13 protein-coding genes and 1 pseudogene are annotated in these 16504 nt (G+C 37.9%); 10 read left to right on the top strand and 4 right to left on the bottom strand.

Annotation, left to right across the window (positions count from 1 at the left end):
• Window position 1 precedes the first annotated feature (1 nt).
• The 3 genes from FCJ93_RS06300 to FCJ93_RS06290 are packed head-to-tail and all read right to left on the bottom strand — an operon-like array spanning window position 2 to window position 2309.
• Window positions 2-1657 carry a b(o/a)3-type cytochrome-c oxidase subunit 1 gene (locus FCJ93_RS06300; RefSeq protein WP_095306489.1) on the bottom strand — a complete coding sequence of 552 codons (1656 nt, stop codon included), beginning with the start codon at window positions 1655-1657 and terminating at the stop codon, window positions 2-4.
• Between the two features lie 3 nt (window positions 1658-1660).
• Window positions 1661-2137: a cytochrome c oxidase subunit II gene (locus tag FCJ93_RS06295; RefSeq protein WP_095306488.1), complete on the bottom strand. Its 477-nt coding sequence runs from the start codon at window positions 2135-2137 to the stop codon at window positions 1661-1663.
• A 22-nt stretch (window positions 2138-2159) separates the two neighbouring features.
• A complete protein-coding gene (locus FCJ93_RS06290) occupies window positions 2160-2309 on the bottom strand; it encodes a cytochrome c oxidase subunit 2A (protein ID WP_095306487.1) in 150 nt (49 codons plus the stop codon).
• Window positions 2310-3242: 933 nt separating this feature from the next.
• Here FCJ93_RS06290 and FCJ93_RS06285 point away from each other — a divergent pair.
• Together FCJ93_RS06285 and FCJ93_RS06280 are read left to right on the top strand one after the other, a co-directional pair.
• Window positions 3243-3366: pseudogene (locus tag FCJ93_RS06285) on the top strand (IS200/IS605 family transposase); the annotation flags it as partial.
• A gap of 113 nt (window positions 3367-3479) precedes the next feature.
• Window positions 3480-4253 (top strand): SDR family NAD(P)-dependent oxidoreductase, encoded by a 774-nt coding sequence (locus FCJ93_RS06280; protein ID WP_095306486.1) that lies wholly within the window; start codon window positions 3480-3482, stop codon window positions 4251-4253.
• Window positions 4254-4379: 126 nt separating this feature from the next.
• Here the strand turns inward: FCJ93_RS06280 and FCJ93_RS06275 are convergent, their stop codons facing one another.
• On the bottom strand, window positions 4380-4835 hold the full coding sequence (locus tag FCJ93_RS06275; RefSeq protein WP_095306485.1) for a chemotaxis protein CheX: 456 nt from the start codon (window positions 4833-4835) through the stop codon (window positions 4380-4382).
• Between the two features lie 662 nt (window positions 4836-5497).
• On the opposite strand from FCJ93_RS06275, the gene FCJ93_RS06270 reads away from it, so the two are divergent.
• The 8 genes from FCJ93_RS06270 to FCJ93_RS06230 all read left to right on the top strand — a co-directional run bounded on the left by FCJ93_RS06270 (window position 5498) and on the right by FCJ93_RS06230 (window position 16487).
• Window positions 5498-6586 carry a type III polyketide synthase gene (locus tag FCJ93_RS06270; RefSeq protein WP_137743153.1) on the top strand — a complete coding sequence of 363 codons (1089 nt, stop codon included), beginning with the start codon at window positions 5498-5500 and terminating at the stop codon, window positions 6584-6586.
• On the top strand, window positions 6586-7143 hold the full coding sequence (locus FCJ93_RS06265; protein ID WP_137743187.1) for an isoprenylcysteine carboxyl methyltransferase family protein: 558 nt from the start codon (window positions 6586-6588) through the stop codon (window positions 7141-7143). The genes FCJ93_RS06270 and FCJ93_RS06265 overlap by 1 nt, the downstream gene beginning before the upstream one ends.
• Window positions 7144-7682: 539 nt before the next feature.
• Window positions 7683-11342, top strand: coding sequence for a dynamin family protein (locus FCJ93_RS06260; protein WP_137743152.1), 3660 nt, complete (start codon window positions 7683-7685; stop codon window positions 11340-11342).
• A 118-nt stretch (window positions 11343-11460) separates the two neighbouring features.
• Window positions 11461-11646, top strand: coding sequence for a hypothetical protein (locus tag FCJ93_RS06255; protein WP_211344089.1), 186 nt, complete (start codon window positions 11461-11463; stop codon window positions 11644-11646).
• The gene (locus tag FCJ93_RS06250; RefSeq protein WP_095306479.1) at window positions 11643-12470 is read left to right on the top strand and encodes a sulfurtransferase; all 828 of its coding nucleotides are present in this window, start codon (window positions 11643-11645) and stop codon (window positions 12468-12470) included. The genes FCJ93_RS06255 and FCJ93_RS06250 overlap by 4 nt, the downstream gene beginning before the upstream one ends.
• Window positions 12471-12623: 153 nt before the next feature.
• On the top strand, window positions 12624-13832 hold the full coding sequence (locus FCJ93_RS06240; RefSeq protein WP_137743151.1) for an MFS transporter: 1209 nt from the start codon (window positions 12624-12626) through the stop codon (window positions 13830-13832).
• A gap of 120 nt (window positions 13833-13952) precedes the next feature.
• Complete coding sequence (locus FCJ93_RS06235) at window positions 13953-14822, top strand: 5'-3' exonuclease (RefSeq protein WP_137743185.1); 870 nt, start codon at window positions 13953-13955, stop codon at window positions 14820-14822.
• A gap of 465 nt (window positions 14823-15287) precedes the next feature.
• Entirely contained in the window at window positions 15288-16487 is a 1200-nt protein-coding gene (locus FCJ93_RS06230) for a GTP-binding protein (RefSeq protein WP_137743150.1), read from the top strand.
• Window positions 16488-16504 lie beyond the last annotated feature (17 nt).

The following is a 16504-nucleotide window of genomic DNA, read 5'->3' as shown; positions in this document are numbered from 1 at the left end:
ATTACCAAAGTTTGTAACCCTGTGCTCCTGGAGGTGCGTTTTTAATTAGGTCGATAAACGGAATTGTGTAAGCAAAAAGAATTAAAAGTACAGTAATTCCGAGCCATAGCTTCCAGTTTTCGAACACCATTGGTGCTTTTTCTGTTTGATTTGCTGCTTCGCCGACCGGAAATTCTTCCTCACCTTTTGGAGCAAAGAATGCTAGGTTGACAAAGATGTAAAGCATTAAAATAATGGCAATAAAGAGAATGGAACCACCAACGGCTTGAGCGATTTGATATGGAATCCATTCCGCTGCTTGAGCAGCTCCACCATATTCAGAGAATGATGAACGGCGAGGAGCGCCGAGTAAACCAGCAGCATGCATGGCACCTGACATAAAGGTCATTCCAATCGCCCACAGATAACCTTGAATAAGTGCCAATTTATTCATTTTCTTCGTTAATTTTCGTCCAGTTAAATGCGGTACAAGCCAGAATGAGACACCGAAGAATGTCAGAACAACAGCTGTAGCAACCGTTAAATGAAAGTGTCCTGTTACCCAAACTGTGTTATGCACAACCTGGTTCATTTGATGGGAAGCGTTGACGATACCGCCTGCCCCCGCAGGAATAAATGCGAGCATTCCGATAAATGGTACTGTAAAACGTGCGTCTTTCCAAGGAAGTTTTTTCAGCCAGCCGAATAATCCTGTTGCCCCTTGAGAACGTCCGTAGCTTTCAAATGTTGCAAACAAGGAGAACGCGGTCATTAATGAAGGAATGACGACTAAAAATGTTAATACCACTTGTAAAAATTTCCAAGCAGGGTCGATGCCCGGTTCTAAGAGCTGATGGTGGAATCCTACTGGAATTGAAAATAATAAGAATAAAATAAAAGACATTCTTGCTAATGAATCTGAGAAGATTTTTCCACCAATGATTTTGGGAATCATCACATACCATGCCATATAAGCTGGTAGTAACCAGAAATATACGAGTGGATGACCGAAGTACCAGAATAGGGTACGGCTTACACCGACGTTAACTGTTTCAACTAGTCCCAAAGACCAAGGCAATAATTGAATTAATACTGTTGCTGCAACACCGATGGTTGCCACGGTCCACATCATTGTATTTACTAGTGCCATGAAAGTTAGCAAAGGACTTGGTTGTCCAGGATTCGCTCTTCTCCACTCTGCATACTTTAGAATAATCGTCGTACCAACAGCCCAGCTTCCTACTACAACAAGCGTTAATCCTAAGTAGAAGACAAAATGGGCTTGTAATGGTGCATAAAATGTGTAAAGTACGGATGCTTCGTTTAGAAGAATCATAACTGCTGCCGCGACAGTACCAATTGTCATAATCCAGAAGCCAATCCAGCCAATAGTTCTCTGTTTATTGGTGAAAGTACCCGCCGTTTTGCTTACCGCAGCAAGCTGGAATCCCATAATGAAAAAGGTTGTTAAAACAAGTCCTAATACGACACCGTGAACCGTTAATATTTGATAATAGCCAATCCCAGCGGGCAATTCAAACTTTCCAGATCGTACTAATACCTGAAGCAGTCCAGCTAGTCCACCGACTAGCAAAGCAATAAATGCAACATAGAAATGAGCCATCACCAATTTTGCGTCACGGCGATCAACTTTTATATTTAGAGATGATTTAAGCATTTATTATTCCACCACCTTAATCATAGAAGTCATCAGATGGTGTCCGGAGCCACAATATTCGTTACATAAAACTAAATATTCTCCAGCTTTATCAAAGGTTGTCACAATTTCACTAATATAACCTGGTTCCACCATCATATTAATATTTGTACCTGCTACTCCAAATCCATGGATAACATCCTTTGAAGTTGCGATGACTTTTACTTTTGCCCCAAGCGGAACTTCAACTGTACCAGGAGTATAGGCAAAGGCTTGAGCAACAAATACAAGTTCATAATCCCAATCTTTTCCTTCCACTTTCTTTAAGCCTGGCTCTTTAAATGTCTCGTGTTCGTCTACCTTCGTTGGATCAACAACAGCTAAACAGCTAGGAGGTTGATTACCAAGGTAAAAGGCGCTCACTCCTAAAACAGATAAGAACACAAGAAGAGCAGTTACCCCGAAAATCAGCCATATTTTTTCAAATTTGTGCATATGCATGGCTTAAAATCCCCTTTCATTTTTAAAACCGATCTAAGTATAAGAAGTAAACGCCAACCCAAAGAACTACGATGAAAAAGCCGACAAAGAAAACGGACACTAACGTCCCCTTTAAAGAAGAGCTGTCCTCAATCTCTGTCTTTGTATCGCTCTTCAATTCTGCTTTAGCCATAACACTCACTCCTTTCGGAAAGATAGAAAATGTAAATGATTACACCTTCATCATACTAGACAATTTTTGAGAATCCATATCGATGTAAGGAATTCACAAATTGTTCAATATTCATATATTTACTATCTTAGTAGTGGAAAGTTTATTTAACAGTGATTTTTGTCACAAATCCCCTTTGGTGAATGTGAACATTTTATGAACGCGAAAAAGGCCCCTGAAACACATCTCGTGAAAAGAAATGTTTGGAGCCGAAGGCAAGTTTTAAATTTATCTGTTAACCATTAAATGATCGTTCTTTTGTACTATAAAAGTTCGTTTGATTCATTTCATACTACATACTTATGTTAATTTCTACCCTGCAAATAGATTTTATCGAAAAAGCGATTGGCTTTGTATGATTTAAATCACTTGAGAAAAATTGTTTACTATTGTTATAGAATTGATTTTCTCTACATATTATAGTTTTATCTCTTTTGTGCACTTCAGTTTTTCGCTGCAGACGAATATTATGGCTGTACCTCTCGGTCACCATTTTCCGAAAATAAAATAATATGGGCATAATAAATTTTTAATTTTAAAGAAAGAAGTGAATTATAGCGATGGAAAAATATTATTGTGAAAATTGTAGGATATTATATGATGGTTTAGACGTATGTAGAGTATGTGGGAATGAAGTGATAAATAAAATATGGATTGAGGTTCAAAATCAAAATGGATCTGATGAGGTAAGAACAGATTAGTCTGGTGTTCAGGGTGTAGGCAACTCGAAAGTATTCGAGTTTACTTACACTCTTTTTGATATTTTTGTAAACCTTGGGCTATGCCGGGGTTCCAAACAGCTTTTAGCGTGGTAATAAAAAAATCTCACTTCGTGGTAGAATAAAGTTTGGTTTCCCGACCACTTTAACTCACGTACGAAGGAGGTAAGTCCTTATGAAGGACATGAACAGTTTAGGACACACAACATGGAATGATAGTCTTTGTACCAAAATACAGAAAGCAAATGATTTATGGAAAATACAGAAAGAGTATTGGACAAATCATAAGAGATCGATGCTGGCCATATCTTTTTAGATTCTACACATGTAAGTATGGTGTTATTTTCTTTCTTATTTGCTGTAGATTTGATAAGTTAAAAGGTGTAAGAATTTTTAGAGAAGGGTGATAATAGTGTATTTGCCTTCATTTCGCTTAGATGGGCAAAAGGTGATAGTAACTGGGGCAGGAAGAGGAATCGGAAGGGCACTTGCGATTGGATTAGCAGAAGCTGGAGCGGATATTGCCTTATTGTCTAGAACAAAGGAAGATTTAGAGGAAACAGCTAAGTACATAAAAGATTTAGGGCGGGAAGCCCTTATTGTGCCCACGGATGTGACGAAGCGGGAAGACATCAAAGAAAGCCTTAATCATATTGTCGGCAAATGGGGGAAGGTAAACGTTCTGATCAATAATGCAGGAATGAATATTCGTTCTAAGGCATTGGATGTGACAGACGAAGAGTGGCAAAAGATTATGGATACGAATTTAAAATCTACTTTTATGATGTCGCAAGAGGTAGGGAAAATAATGAAAGAAACGAATACTGATGGAAAAATTATTTCCATTTCATCGGTAGCGGGTACTGTCGCGCTCAGAACAGGAGTTGTTTATGCGGCTACAAAGGCAGCGATGATACAAATGACGAAAGTTCTAGCTATGGAGTGGGGACAGTACAATATTTGTGTTAACTCAATTGGTCCATGGTACTTTAAAACGCCATTGACTGAAAAATTATTAGCAGATCCGGAATATTTACATGAAATTTTATCGGTAACTCCACTCAATCGGGTCGGAGAGCTTCAGGAACTCGTAGGACCAACGGTGTTTTTAGCGTCTGAAGCAGGTAATTATGTAACGGGGCAAACGATATTCGTTGATGGAGGAATGTCAATTAAAGGTTTTTGACACGAAGTACTTTAAAATGACAATTAGACAAGAATTGCTTGTCTAATTGTCCAGTTGGAAAATGAGCAGCCTTCTGAAATGTCAAAGGTAAGTTTCGGAAAAATTCCCCTTTTCCGAAAACGAAGCTTAAGCTACTTCTACGGCTAAAATAATCTCTAATGACCCAATATTATTCATATGAATCGGGAGACGAAAAGCTCGATCAAATCCATATACCTTTGTTTGCCCTATTAATACTGTTGGGGGAGTAATGTCCATTTCGAAACCCCTTTGGGAGATCGTTGTGGAGAGATTGCCAGCAAGCATATTTCCTAGTTCACCTGCGAACGATTCAAGCATTTCTCCTTCGAGAAACATTCCAAACATACCCTCTCCAATTTTTCCGAATGTCTTTTCTTCACCTTCAATGATGACACGTCCTCGAACATCACCTGTCATTCCAATAAGAACACCAATTGAATGCTGAGTAAAGGACTGTGTAAACAATGATGGTTTTTCTACAGTCACATCAAACGGTAGAACCGCTTTAACTGATTCGATCGTCCCGTTTAAGATGTCCGTTACACTTTTAGTTAATGTCACTAATCATTCCCCCACTATATAATTACTATTTATATTACCACAATTTCGACCTACTTAAAGATAAAAAATCTTGATTTTATATAGGTCTATTAGACTACTTCTCAATTAATTAAAAAGTAATAGATAATTGGAAAAGTTTATGTGGTGATGGTGCGGGTTATTTGTTTTATAATAAAAAGTGCACAACAATCCTTCAAAACATTCGCTTCCTTCAATTTTATATTGGGGGAAGTTTTTTTATTTATTGGCTTTGTTATATGTCGGTGTTGATTTTGGGCTCATTATAACAACAATTCAATTTTACAAAGCCTATTTATTAAGACGCACTCTTGTAATGAGTTTCTAGCCTTCAACACGCAGCTAAAGCCTAATAAACTTGGTGCTTACATATTTACAAGCAATCGCAACTTGCACCGAAAATTGTTAGCGCAACAATCGATTTGTTATGGTTTGTTCGGCGATAAGCACGAAGGAAAATAACATTGATTCATCCGTACAGGAACAATTTTTCGAAGGAGTCCAGCAGGGTAACTGTTTATCAATGAAACTCAAAGAACGATATTAAATGTTGGCAATTCTTCTATATGAAAGAGAGAATAAGCATGCATAGGATATGGTGAATTGGAAATAATAACCTTATATCGTTGAAGGAGTGATTTCCGATGCCTCAAATCCTTTCTATTGCAGAAGTGCATCCCCCATATGTAATTACACAAGAGGAAGTGATGAATTTCGCCCGTACACTTTTTTCCCATTCCTTTAAAGATATTGAGAGATTATTACAGGTGTTTCGAAGCGGGCAAATTAGGAAGCGTCACTTTGTTAAAGGGTTAGATTGGTTTGAGAAGGAACGCTCATTTGAGGAAAGAAATGATGCTTACATAAATCACGCAGTTGAATTAGGAGCCACTGCAATTGAAGATTGTTTACAGAACGGATTTTTCTTAAAGAAATCGGTTCCCTTTGCTGAAATAGATGCGATCTTCACAATTTCCAGCACAGGAATTGCAACACCTAGTATTGAAGCAATAATTATGAATAGGCTTTCTTTTTCCTCCTTTACGAAACGCATTCCTATTTGGGGTCTTGGTTGTGGGGGAGGGGCCTCCGGATTATCGAGAGCGTTTGAATATTGCCGTGCGTTTCCGCAAGCTAAAGTGCTGATACTTGCAATCGAATTTTGCAGTTTGACCTTTCAAAGGAATGATCGTTCGAAAAGCAATCTCATTGGTACATCGTTGTTTGCCGATGGTGTAGCATGTGCATTAATGGTGGGCGATCAAGTTAATAGAAGTGAATGGCAAAATGTTTTAGCGGTTCCGTCAATCATCTCAACACAGTCGATGACTTTAAGAAACTCTGTTGATGTAATGGGATGGAAGGTGAAAAACGATGGTTTGTATGTCGTATTTTCAAAGGATATTCCAACGATCATCGAAAAGGAATTAGGGCCAGCCGTCACCCATTTTTTGAATGAAGTGAATCAGCAGATGGGGGATATTGCTCATTTTATTGCCCATCCAGGAGGAAAAAAAGTGTTGGATGCTTATGAGCGCGCCTTAGCAATTTCTTCTGCTCAAACACAATTGTCAGCTGATGTTTTACGTGAATTTGGTAATATGTCTTCGGTTACGATTCTGTATGTTTTAAAAAGATTTATGGAAAAAGGGAGAGAGGGTGAAGTAGGATTGGCTACAGCACTGGGACCAGGGTTTAGTTCGGAGCTGCTGTTGTTAAGGTGGATTAAATGATGAAACTATTGATGATTGTACTCATTATGCAAAGATTAACCGAGCTTGTAATTGCGAGACGAAATGAAAAGTGGATGAAGAAACAGGGCGGTATTGAGGTAGGACAAGCCCATTATCCCTATTTGGTAATGCTCCATGTTTTATTCATTTTAAGTTTCACAGTAGAAGTCGTTGTTTTACAAAGAAGCATTCATCCATCCTGGCCCTTCATTTTAGTGTTGTTTTTGCTAACGCAAATCGGCAGAGGCTGGGTCATTTATTCATTAGGTCGATATTGGAATACAAAGATTATAGTCGTTCCCGATGTTAAGCTCGTCAAAAAAGGGCCCTACCGATTTTTAAAGCACCCCAATTATGTGATTGTCGCTGTGGAATTCATAATTATCCCTTTATTATATGAGGCGTATATAACTTCCGTCGTATTTACATTATTAAATATTTGGATCTTATCTGTTCGCATTCCAACAGAAGAGCGAGCCCTTCAAAACTTGACAGAATATGGGCGGGAATTTACGAAGCACAATCGGTTTCTTCCTTCTTTTTCGAAAAAAGTTTGAACATTTTGAAGCAGCTATTGAAAGTCATGGTTGATCATGGTACATTGAATATGAAAATTATTCTCATTTAAAATTAAAGGACGTGTTACATATGGTTTCGATTTTTATTATTTCGACCATTGCTGTCTATTCCTTTGTGATGAAGTATGTTTTAAACCATGTTTGCAAGCCAACAATAGAAACAAAATAATCCTTTAGCGCCAGATCCCTCGGGTCTGGTTTTTTTAATATTTTTGGAGTTCGTAGCTAACCACTTTCAATGAGCCGGCTAGCGCAAGCAGCCACAGGTTAAAAATCGTTAACAACCCATATTAAGCAACTGGATATGCTTTTATTACAAGAACAATCTTTTTATCCTTTGTACGGCAATGGACAAAAAGCAGTAACATCTAGAACTTTAATTGTTCCGAAGATGCAGATTATGCGCTTGTTGATCAATTTTTTTAAGCTTAATATGAATAAAGACAAAGCAGATTTAAATAATATGAAAAATCAGTTAAAATGAATGAGTAAACGAACATAAATAAGGGGTTAGTGAAATGATTGAGACAGCTTCGCAGCATGACATAAAGGCGTTAAAAGAAAAATTGGCGAGATTTTACCACTTTTTCTTGCAAAATAATGATCAGGAATCGGCGAATAAAGCAAAACAACTGTTGTTCAAGCTTCATCAGCAAGAATATTCCATTGCTTTTTGCGGACACTTTTCTGCAGGGAAATCGAGCATGATTAATCGATTGATGGGTGAAGAATTACTCCCGTCAAGCCCGATTCCCACGAGTGCCAATTTAGTAAAGGTTAAATCAGGTGAAGAGTATGCAAAGGTATATTTTAAAGAGGAGAATCCTCATCTTTACCCAGCACCATATGATTATGAAAAGGTAAAGTCCTACTGTAAGGATGGAGATTCCATCCAAGCGATCGAAATCAGCCATTGTACGAAGGCTCTTCCAGCTGATGTATGTATAATGGATACTCCGGGAATTGATTCAACTGATGATGCTCATCGGGTTGCGACGGAGTCAGCATTGCATTTAGCTGATCTTGTTTTTTATGTGATGGATTATAACCATGTTCAATCAGAATTAAATTTTCTTTTCACGAAGGAATTAACGGAAGCAGGAAAAGAATTATATTTAGTCATTAATCAAATTGATAAGCACAGAGAAGAAGAACTTAGTTTTGAAAGCTTTCGAGCAAGCGTCGAACAATCTTTTGCCGATTGGGGTGTCGAGCCGGAGCGAATTTTTTATACATCTTTACGGGATGAACAGCATCGATATAATCAATTCAATGAACTGCAGCAATTGATGCAGTTAAAATTTGAAGCTAAAGATGTGCTTTTATCTTCTTCTGTCTATCGTTCATTATCGAATTTGAGTGCAGAGCATCGGCAGTTTCAAACGGAAAAAGCTCAAGAAACGCTGGAAAATTATGAAGAGCAACTAAGAGGAGTTACAGAAGAGGAGCAAGCTCGGCTTCCTCTTGAAGTAGAACGATTAGAGGCAGCATTACAGAATATTTCCTCCATGGGCAAAGAAAAGGAAAAGGAGTTTGAGGCTGGGCTTAATTCGATCTTAAGTAATGCTTATTTAATGCCATTTGAAACGAGAGCTTTGGCGGAGAACTTTTTGCAAGCAACAGATCCGGATTTCAAAGTAGGTTTGTTTTTTTCCAAGCAAAAGACTGAGCTTGAGAGAGAGGAAAGGCTTGAACGATTTTTCCTTGATTTGCAAGACAAGATTGATTCACAAATCACATGGCATCTCAAAGATTTTTTGGTGAAAAAAATGAAGGAAGAAGAAATTCAGGACACGGATCTTTTGCATGAAATTCAAGAGTTCTCTGTAGAATTGCCAAAGGAAATGCTCAAGCAAACCCTCAAAAAGGGGGCGCGTTTATCTGGAGAATATGTATTAAATTATACAGCAGAGGTGGCGGAGCTAGCTAAAAGGGTTGCGCGGCAAAGAATGAAACCAATCAAAGAGAATTATTTACAGAAAGTCGAAAGCGATCTCAATGAACAAAAACATAACTTGCAACAAGAGTTACATAAATATTCTCAATTGCTTAACGTTTGGCAACAAAAAGAGACATTATTAACAGCTAAAATGGCTAAAGCCGCGGAAGTGGAGCAAATCTTATTAGGTCATGACGAACAGCCTATTAATGAAGAAATTATTTTGCAGTTAGTGAAAGAAGAGCAACTTGCAGAGTTGATTGTAGAAAGGCAGGATGTTGATCACGTAATAACGGAAGTAAAAAAAGGGAAAGAGATAGTATTAGAGCAGCCTCAACATCAGCAGTCTCAGATTGAAAAGACGGTAAAAATGGAGACGGCCGTCAAGAGGTTGCTTCTGTCCTCACAAAAACTTGAAGAGATCCCAGGCTTTAAGAAAATCTCCATGCTATTAAAGGAGAAGGCAGAGAGATTAGAGGAAAAAGGCTTCACAGTTGCTTTGTTTGGTGCTTTTAGCGCAGGGAAATCATCGTTTGCGAACAGTTTGATTGGAGAAAAGCTCCTGCCAGTATCTCCGAATCCAACTACAGCAGCGATCAATAAAATTATGCCGGTTGATGAAGCACATCCGCATGGCCTAGTTAAGGTACAATTTAAACAAGAACAAGTTTTATTTGAGGATATCAATCGTTCACTAGCTGTCTTTAATGTTCAGGCACAGGATTTTGATGAGGCGCTCATACAAATTAATGAGATTCTTGAAAGAAAAGGCCAGTTAGAGGTCTTTGAAAAAACGCATTTTTCTTTTTTAAAGGCTTTTTTCAAAGGATTTAATCATTACCGAAATCAGTTAGGTAATGTGCTGCAGACGGACATCATGAGTTTTCAAGAATTTGTGGCAAACGAGGAAAAATCCTGTTTAGTGGAACAAATCGACGTTCATTATGACTGTGAAATTACTCGTAAAGGAATCACTTTAGTTGATACTCCTGGAGCTGATTCTATTAATGCCCGCCATACTGGAGTAGCTTTTGAATATATAAAAAATTCGGATGCTATTCTGTTTGTAACTTATTATAATCATGCTTTTTCAAAAGCAGATCGAGAATTTCTTATTCAATTAGGCCGTGTCAAAGACTCTTTCGAATTGGATAAAATGTTTTTTATTGTTAATGCTGTTGATTTGGCCAACAATGATAAAGAAAAGGAAGAGGTATTAGCTTATGTTCAAGATGAGCTTGTTCGTTTCGGTATTAGAAATCCAAGCTTATATCCAGTATCAAGCCTCCAGGCTATCGAAGAAAAGCTTGGGCACCGGCCATCTTCACAGTCAGGACTAACCTTCTTTGAGAAAAACTTCTATTCTTTTATAACGAATGAATTGACGCAAGTGTCGATTAATGCGGCAATGATTGAATGGAAAAGGGCTTTAGAGCAATTACGTCGTTTTATTGATTCGGCAAAAGAGAATAGAGAGTTAAAACAGGCAAAGATAAAGCTTCTTAACGCTGAGCTGGTAGAGGTAGAAAATAAAATTATGAATCAAAATCCTAAGTACTTATTAACAAGGTTCGCTCAGGAGCTGGAAGAGCTAGTTTATTATTTGAAGCAAAGAGTGTTCTTCCGGTTTCATGACTTTTTCACAGAATCCTTTAACCCATCGCTTTTAAAGGATGATGGTCGCAATTTAAAGAAAATGCTCGAACATGCTCTCGATGATTTCCTTACAAATTTTGGCTTCGATTTTTCTCAAGAATTAAGAGCAACGACACTAAGAATGGAAATCTTCATCGGAAAACTAATGAAAGAATCGCATCATCAAATAACGAAGGAATTGCTTAAACGAAATGAGCAATTATCATTCAGTCAGCCGCAGCTTGAACAAATAGAAAGCTTGGATTTTAACAATGTATTAACTGGGCTTGAGCGCAATATGTTTAAAAAAACGCTCGCCTATTTTAAAAACCCGAAGTCGTTTTTTGAAAAAAATGAGAAGCGATTGCTGGAAGAGTCATTGCAGGAAACCCTTCAGGAGCCTGTCGACGTCTATTTGCAGGAAGAGAAAACCCGAATAGGGTCGCATTATGAAAAAGTATTGAAAGACAAATTTACTCAACTTCTGCAATTAAGGCTTGAAGAGGCGAGGGAATATTATCAGGGGATGTTGGCTGCATTAAGTAATGATATTCCGATAGAAACATTAATAAAAATAGAGGAAGAGTTATCTCAAATTGAGTAGCTTTGTTTCTTTATATTATTATCACAGTGAATATATTTCTATCAAGAGGATCGTTTATAACATTAACATAAACGAATCGATTTGATGACTAGAGAAAAAGAACTGTAGGTGACAGATGATGGAAAATCCATTCCATGCTTGTGCGAGCTGCATTCATTTTCGAGCAACTAGAGAAGAACAAGGAATGAAGTATTACTGTAGTCGATTAGGGTATGAAACAAAGCCTCATTATCAGTTTAACTGCTGGTCACCAAAAGAAAGGGTTCGAAAGTTAATGAAAAAAAGAGAGGGGACTTGTTCATGAAAGCTTTTATCAGTAAGGAAACACTTTTGGAAAAGCTTGAGGACCGTAATATTCGTATTGTAGATTGTCGTTTTCAATTAGGGAATCCGAATGCTGGCTTGGCACAGTACCAAGAGAATCATCTTCCAGGTGCTGTCTACTTCCATTTAGAAAAACAATTATCAGGACCAGTTGCTGAGCATGGTGGGAGACATCCATTACCTAATATTGAAGATTTCAAAAATACCTTGCAAGGAGCAGGGATTTCGAATAAGACGATTGTTGTTGCGTATGATGGTGGTGAGGGCTCATTTGCAGGACGGCTTTGGTGGTTGTTAAAATATGTCGGTCATCAAGAATGCTATATTTTGGATGGAGGATTTACTGAATGGTCTGCTAGTAATTTTCCTGTTAGCAATGAAAGCTCAGCATACCCTCAAACAGGCTACGATGTATACTTGAACAATGATATGGTGGCGGACATGGCAGATGTGCGAAGAGCTATTGCAGAAAATAACTCCCTTATCGATTCTCGGGATACTAATCGTTATTTAGGAGTGGTGGAGCCCATTGATAAAAAGGCCGGTCATATTCCGACGGCTATTAATAAAGTGTGGACAGAAGGGTTTACAGACGGGCGTTTTAAAGCTAAAGCAGAGCAAGAGGCTCGTTTTGCAGAGTTCAAGAAGGATGAACCAATCATTGTATACTGCGGTTCAGGAATTACTGCCACCCCCAATTATATCGCTTTAAAAGAAGCTGGTTTTACAAATGTTAAGCTTTATGCAGGAAGCTTTAGTGATTGGATTTCTTATCCAGAAAATAAAATTGTCACAAGTGAATAATATTAAGTTTTTAGGCTTGATAATTTTTGCATAACGTTGTAATATATTAGCATTGACTTGCTACATATGGATGTAAAAGCCTTCTATCCTACAAGATGTTGGATGGGGGGTTTTTTTGATGCATATGTGAAGTGCGAAAAAGGGGGGTTCGTGTTGACGAATGATCAAAGGAAAAAATTGCTGATTTTAATGATAAATATGTTTATCGCAATAGGAAGCTTTGGAATTATCATTCCTATTTTACCAGCTTATTTAGAATCGATAAATCAAGGTGGAATGGCAGCAGGCTTAATGATTGCTATCTTTGCAGGAGCACAGCTTGTTTTTTCGCCGATTGCTGGAAAATGGGCGGATCAATATGGTCGACGGAAAATGATCATTTATGGCTTAGTGGGTCTTACAACATCGATGTTTATTTTCTATTTATTTGATTCAATTTATCTGCTCTATTTATCTCGTGTTATTGGTGGAATCGGTGCGGCATTGCTTGTTCCTGCAATCTTTGCTTATGTCGCTGATATTACGACAATGGCCCAGCGGGCTAAAGGAAACAGTCTTGTATCTGCTGCTATGTCACTAGGAATAGTCATTGGTCCTGGGGTTGGTGGCTTTTTAGCAGATTTTGGTTTAAAAATGCCATTTTTAATTTCCGCACTTGTTTCCGTTGTGGCTGTGCTGTTTTCCGTTGTTGTACTTAAGGAAAGTCAAGTGAAAACAGAAGAGGAAGAGAACCATCTTGGCGCTGATGAGGAGTCAATGATTCGTAAAATGGCTCGCTCTGTTAAAATGCCGTATTTTGTTCCACTCGTGATTACACTGGTAATGAGTTTTGGCTTAATGGCATATGAATCTGTTCTAGGTTTATTTGTCGATAATCAATATGGAGCCACGCCTCGAGATATTGCCATCATGATCACATCAACAGGAATCATCAGTGTTATTGTTCAACTTTTTGTCGTTGATAAAATTGTTAATCGATTTGGAGAAGGGGCTGTACTCGTTATCTTTATCGGAGTGGCCACTGGTGGATTTCTGTTTTCTTTATTAGCAACAAGCTATTCTTTATTCTTTGGAATTACGCTGATTATCTTTTTAGCTACTTCCATTTTACGCCCTGTCTTAAATACATTAATATCGAAAATGGCTGGTAAAGAACAAGGTTTTGCAATGGGAATGAACAATGCCTATATGAGTATTGGAAATGTTATGGGTCCAACATTGGCAGGGTTATTATATGATGTGAAGATCACTTATCCGTTTATGCTAGGTTTGGTTTTATTAATATTAACGTTTATTACAGCTATCATTTGGCAAAAAAGGGTACAAAGAAATAATCAACAAATCAAAGTAATGGGAAGTTAATCATGTTATAATAGGTTTTATGTTAAGGCTCTTTTCTTGCAGGCGAATAGCTCACCTAAAGAAAAGAGCCTAAATGTTTAATGGAGGGACGTAAAAGTGGAAACGAATAATCGATCACTCATGCTTGTTGATGGAATGGCACTGCTGTTTCGTGCATTTTATGCAACAGCGGTTACAGGACAATTTATGTATAACTCTCAAGGTATCCCGACGAATGGTGTACAAGGTTTTGTTAAGCATATGCTAACGGCTGTTTCTTCTTTTCGTCCTAGTCATGTGGCTGTTTGCTGGGATATGGGCAGCAAAACTTTTCGTACGGAAATGTTCCAAGACTATAAGGCGAATCGTGGGGATGCTCCGATTGAACTGATTCCCCAATTTGAGCTTGTCAAGGAGATTGTAGAAGCCTTTGATATCCCGAATATTGGTTTAGAGGGCTATGAAGCAGACGATTGCATTGGCACTATTGCCAAAAATGTGGACGAGCCGCTCAATGTCCAAATTTTAACGGGTGATCGTGATATACTCCAGCTTCTAGATGAAAGAATCCAAGTTATACTGTTACAAAAGGGATATGGAAATTATTCAGTTTATACGAAGGATACGTTTTTTGCAGAAAAAGGAATTCTACCTCACCAAATGATTGATGTGAAAGCATTAATGGGGGATCCAAGTGATAATTACCCTGGTGTTAAAGGCATTGGTGAAAAGACTGCACTTAAGCTGATCCAACAATTTGAACATGTTGACGGTGTAGTCACAAATTTAGAGCAGCTTACAAAAGGACATAGAACAAAAATTGAAAAAGACTTGGAAATGCTTCACTTGAGTAGAAAACTAGCAGAAATTCATTGTCAAGTTCCGATTCAATATTCGATAGAAGAGGCCTTATTAACGATTAATCGCGAGAAGGTTCTCGATAAATTTACTGAAGTTGGGTTCAAAGGATTAACAAGATTTCTTGATTTTGAGGAAGAATCTGCAAGCTAATACAGAAGACGGGAAACGTTTAGAAGCAAAAAGGAAGTGAAGATGACTGATTTGTTTTCTTCACTTCCTTTTTTTATGAGAAATCCTATGCTATAGGTAGTGTTGGTTTTGGGTAATTCTTAAAAAAACTGTTGCTCGGATTAGGCTTTCCGCTTTATCTGAAAGTTGGCTTAATCACAATAAAACAGTCAAGAATCGCATGAAAAGCTATGTATTTATGGATTCACCTCAGCCCATACCATAAGAACTTTCAACAGTCTGGCAAGGAACACTTACTAATTGGGCCCCTTACATTAATAATATCGATTCCAGTTAGGCTGAAGGTTGAGCAATTGTACCAAACATTAATCCGGACTATAAAAATAATACGAATAAGTTTACAAATATAGAGAAGTCCAGTATTATTGATCATAAATCGTAATGATTACGATTTATAATAGAAGCATTTATTAAAGGAGGCGTAGTATGAATAGAAAAATACCTGTAACCGTTTTAAGCGGCTACTTAGGGGCAGGAAAAACAACTCTATTAAACCATATTCTACAAAATCGTGACGGTTTAAAGGTGGCAGTGATCGTAAACGATATGAGTGAAGTAAATATTGATGCTGAACTGGTAAAACAAGGAGGAGAACTGTCTCGAACAGAAGAAAAACTTGTAGAAATGTCAAATGGATGTATTTGCTGTACATTGCGAGAAGACTTGTTAATAGAAGTTGAGAAGTTAGCTAAGGCTGGCAATGTTGACTATATTGTCATTGAGTCAACGGGTATTAGTGAACCCATTCCAGTTGCGCAAACTTTTTCTTACATAGATGAGGAACTTGGGATTGATCTTACTCGTTTTTGCCAATTAGATACAATGGTGACAGTAGTTGATGCCAATCGTTTTTGGAAGGATTTTCGATCCGGCGATCGTTTATTAGATCGAAAAGAGGCACTTGGGGACGGGGATGATCGGGAAATCGCCGATCTTCTAATTGATCAAGTAGAGTTTTGTGATGTGTTAATTATTAATAAAACAGATTTGGTAAGTAAAGAAGAATTGGAGAAATTAGAAGGGGTACTGAGAACGCTTCAGCCGGATGCGAAAATGATTCATAGTATTAAGGGGCAAGTTGACCCGAGAGAGATTTTAAATACGAGAAGATTTGACTTTAAGAAAGCAAGTGCTTCAGCGGGATGGATCAAGGAGCTTACATTAGGCCATCAGCAACATACACCTGAAACAGAAGAGTATGGGATCGGCTCGTTTGTATACACAAGGAGATTGCCTTTTCATTCAGAACGTTTTAACAATTGGCTTCATAACATGCCAGAAAATATTGTGAGAGCAAAAGGAATCGTTTGGTGTGCTACCAGAAATTCAATTGCTTTATTAATGTCCCAGGCTGGTCCTTCTGTAAGTGTAGAACCAGTTTCGTATTGGGTTGCTTCTATGCCAAAGCTGGAGCAGCAGGAGATTCTTAGACAAAATCCGAAAATGTTGGATGAGTGGGATTCGGTATATGGTGATAGATTAATCAAAATGGTCTTAATCGGGACTGAATTGAATAGAGAAGAGATAGAAGCAGAGCTAGACAAGTGTTTATTGACAGATAGTGAATTGGATGATGATTGGAGTCAGTTAAAAGATCCATTTGAATGGGTTATTGAAACGGCGTAGTTAGATAAACAAATCTA

It is taken from the genome of Robertmurraya siralis (genome assembly GCF_005502275.1).
Lineage (GTDB): Bacteria > Bacillota > Bacilli > Bacillales > Cytobacillaceae > Robertmurraya > Robertmurraya siralis.
This window is presented reverse-complemented; position numbering and strand designations above follow the sequence as displayed.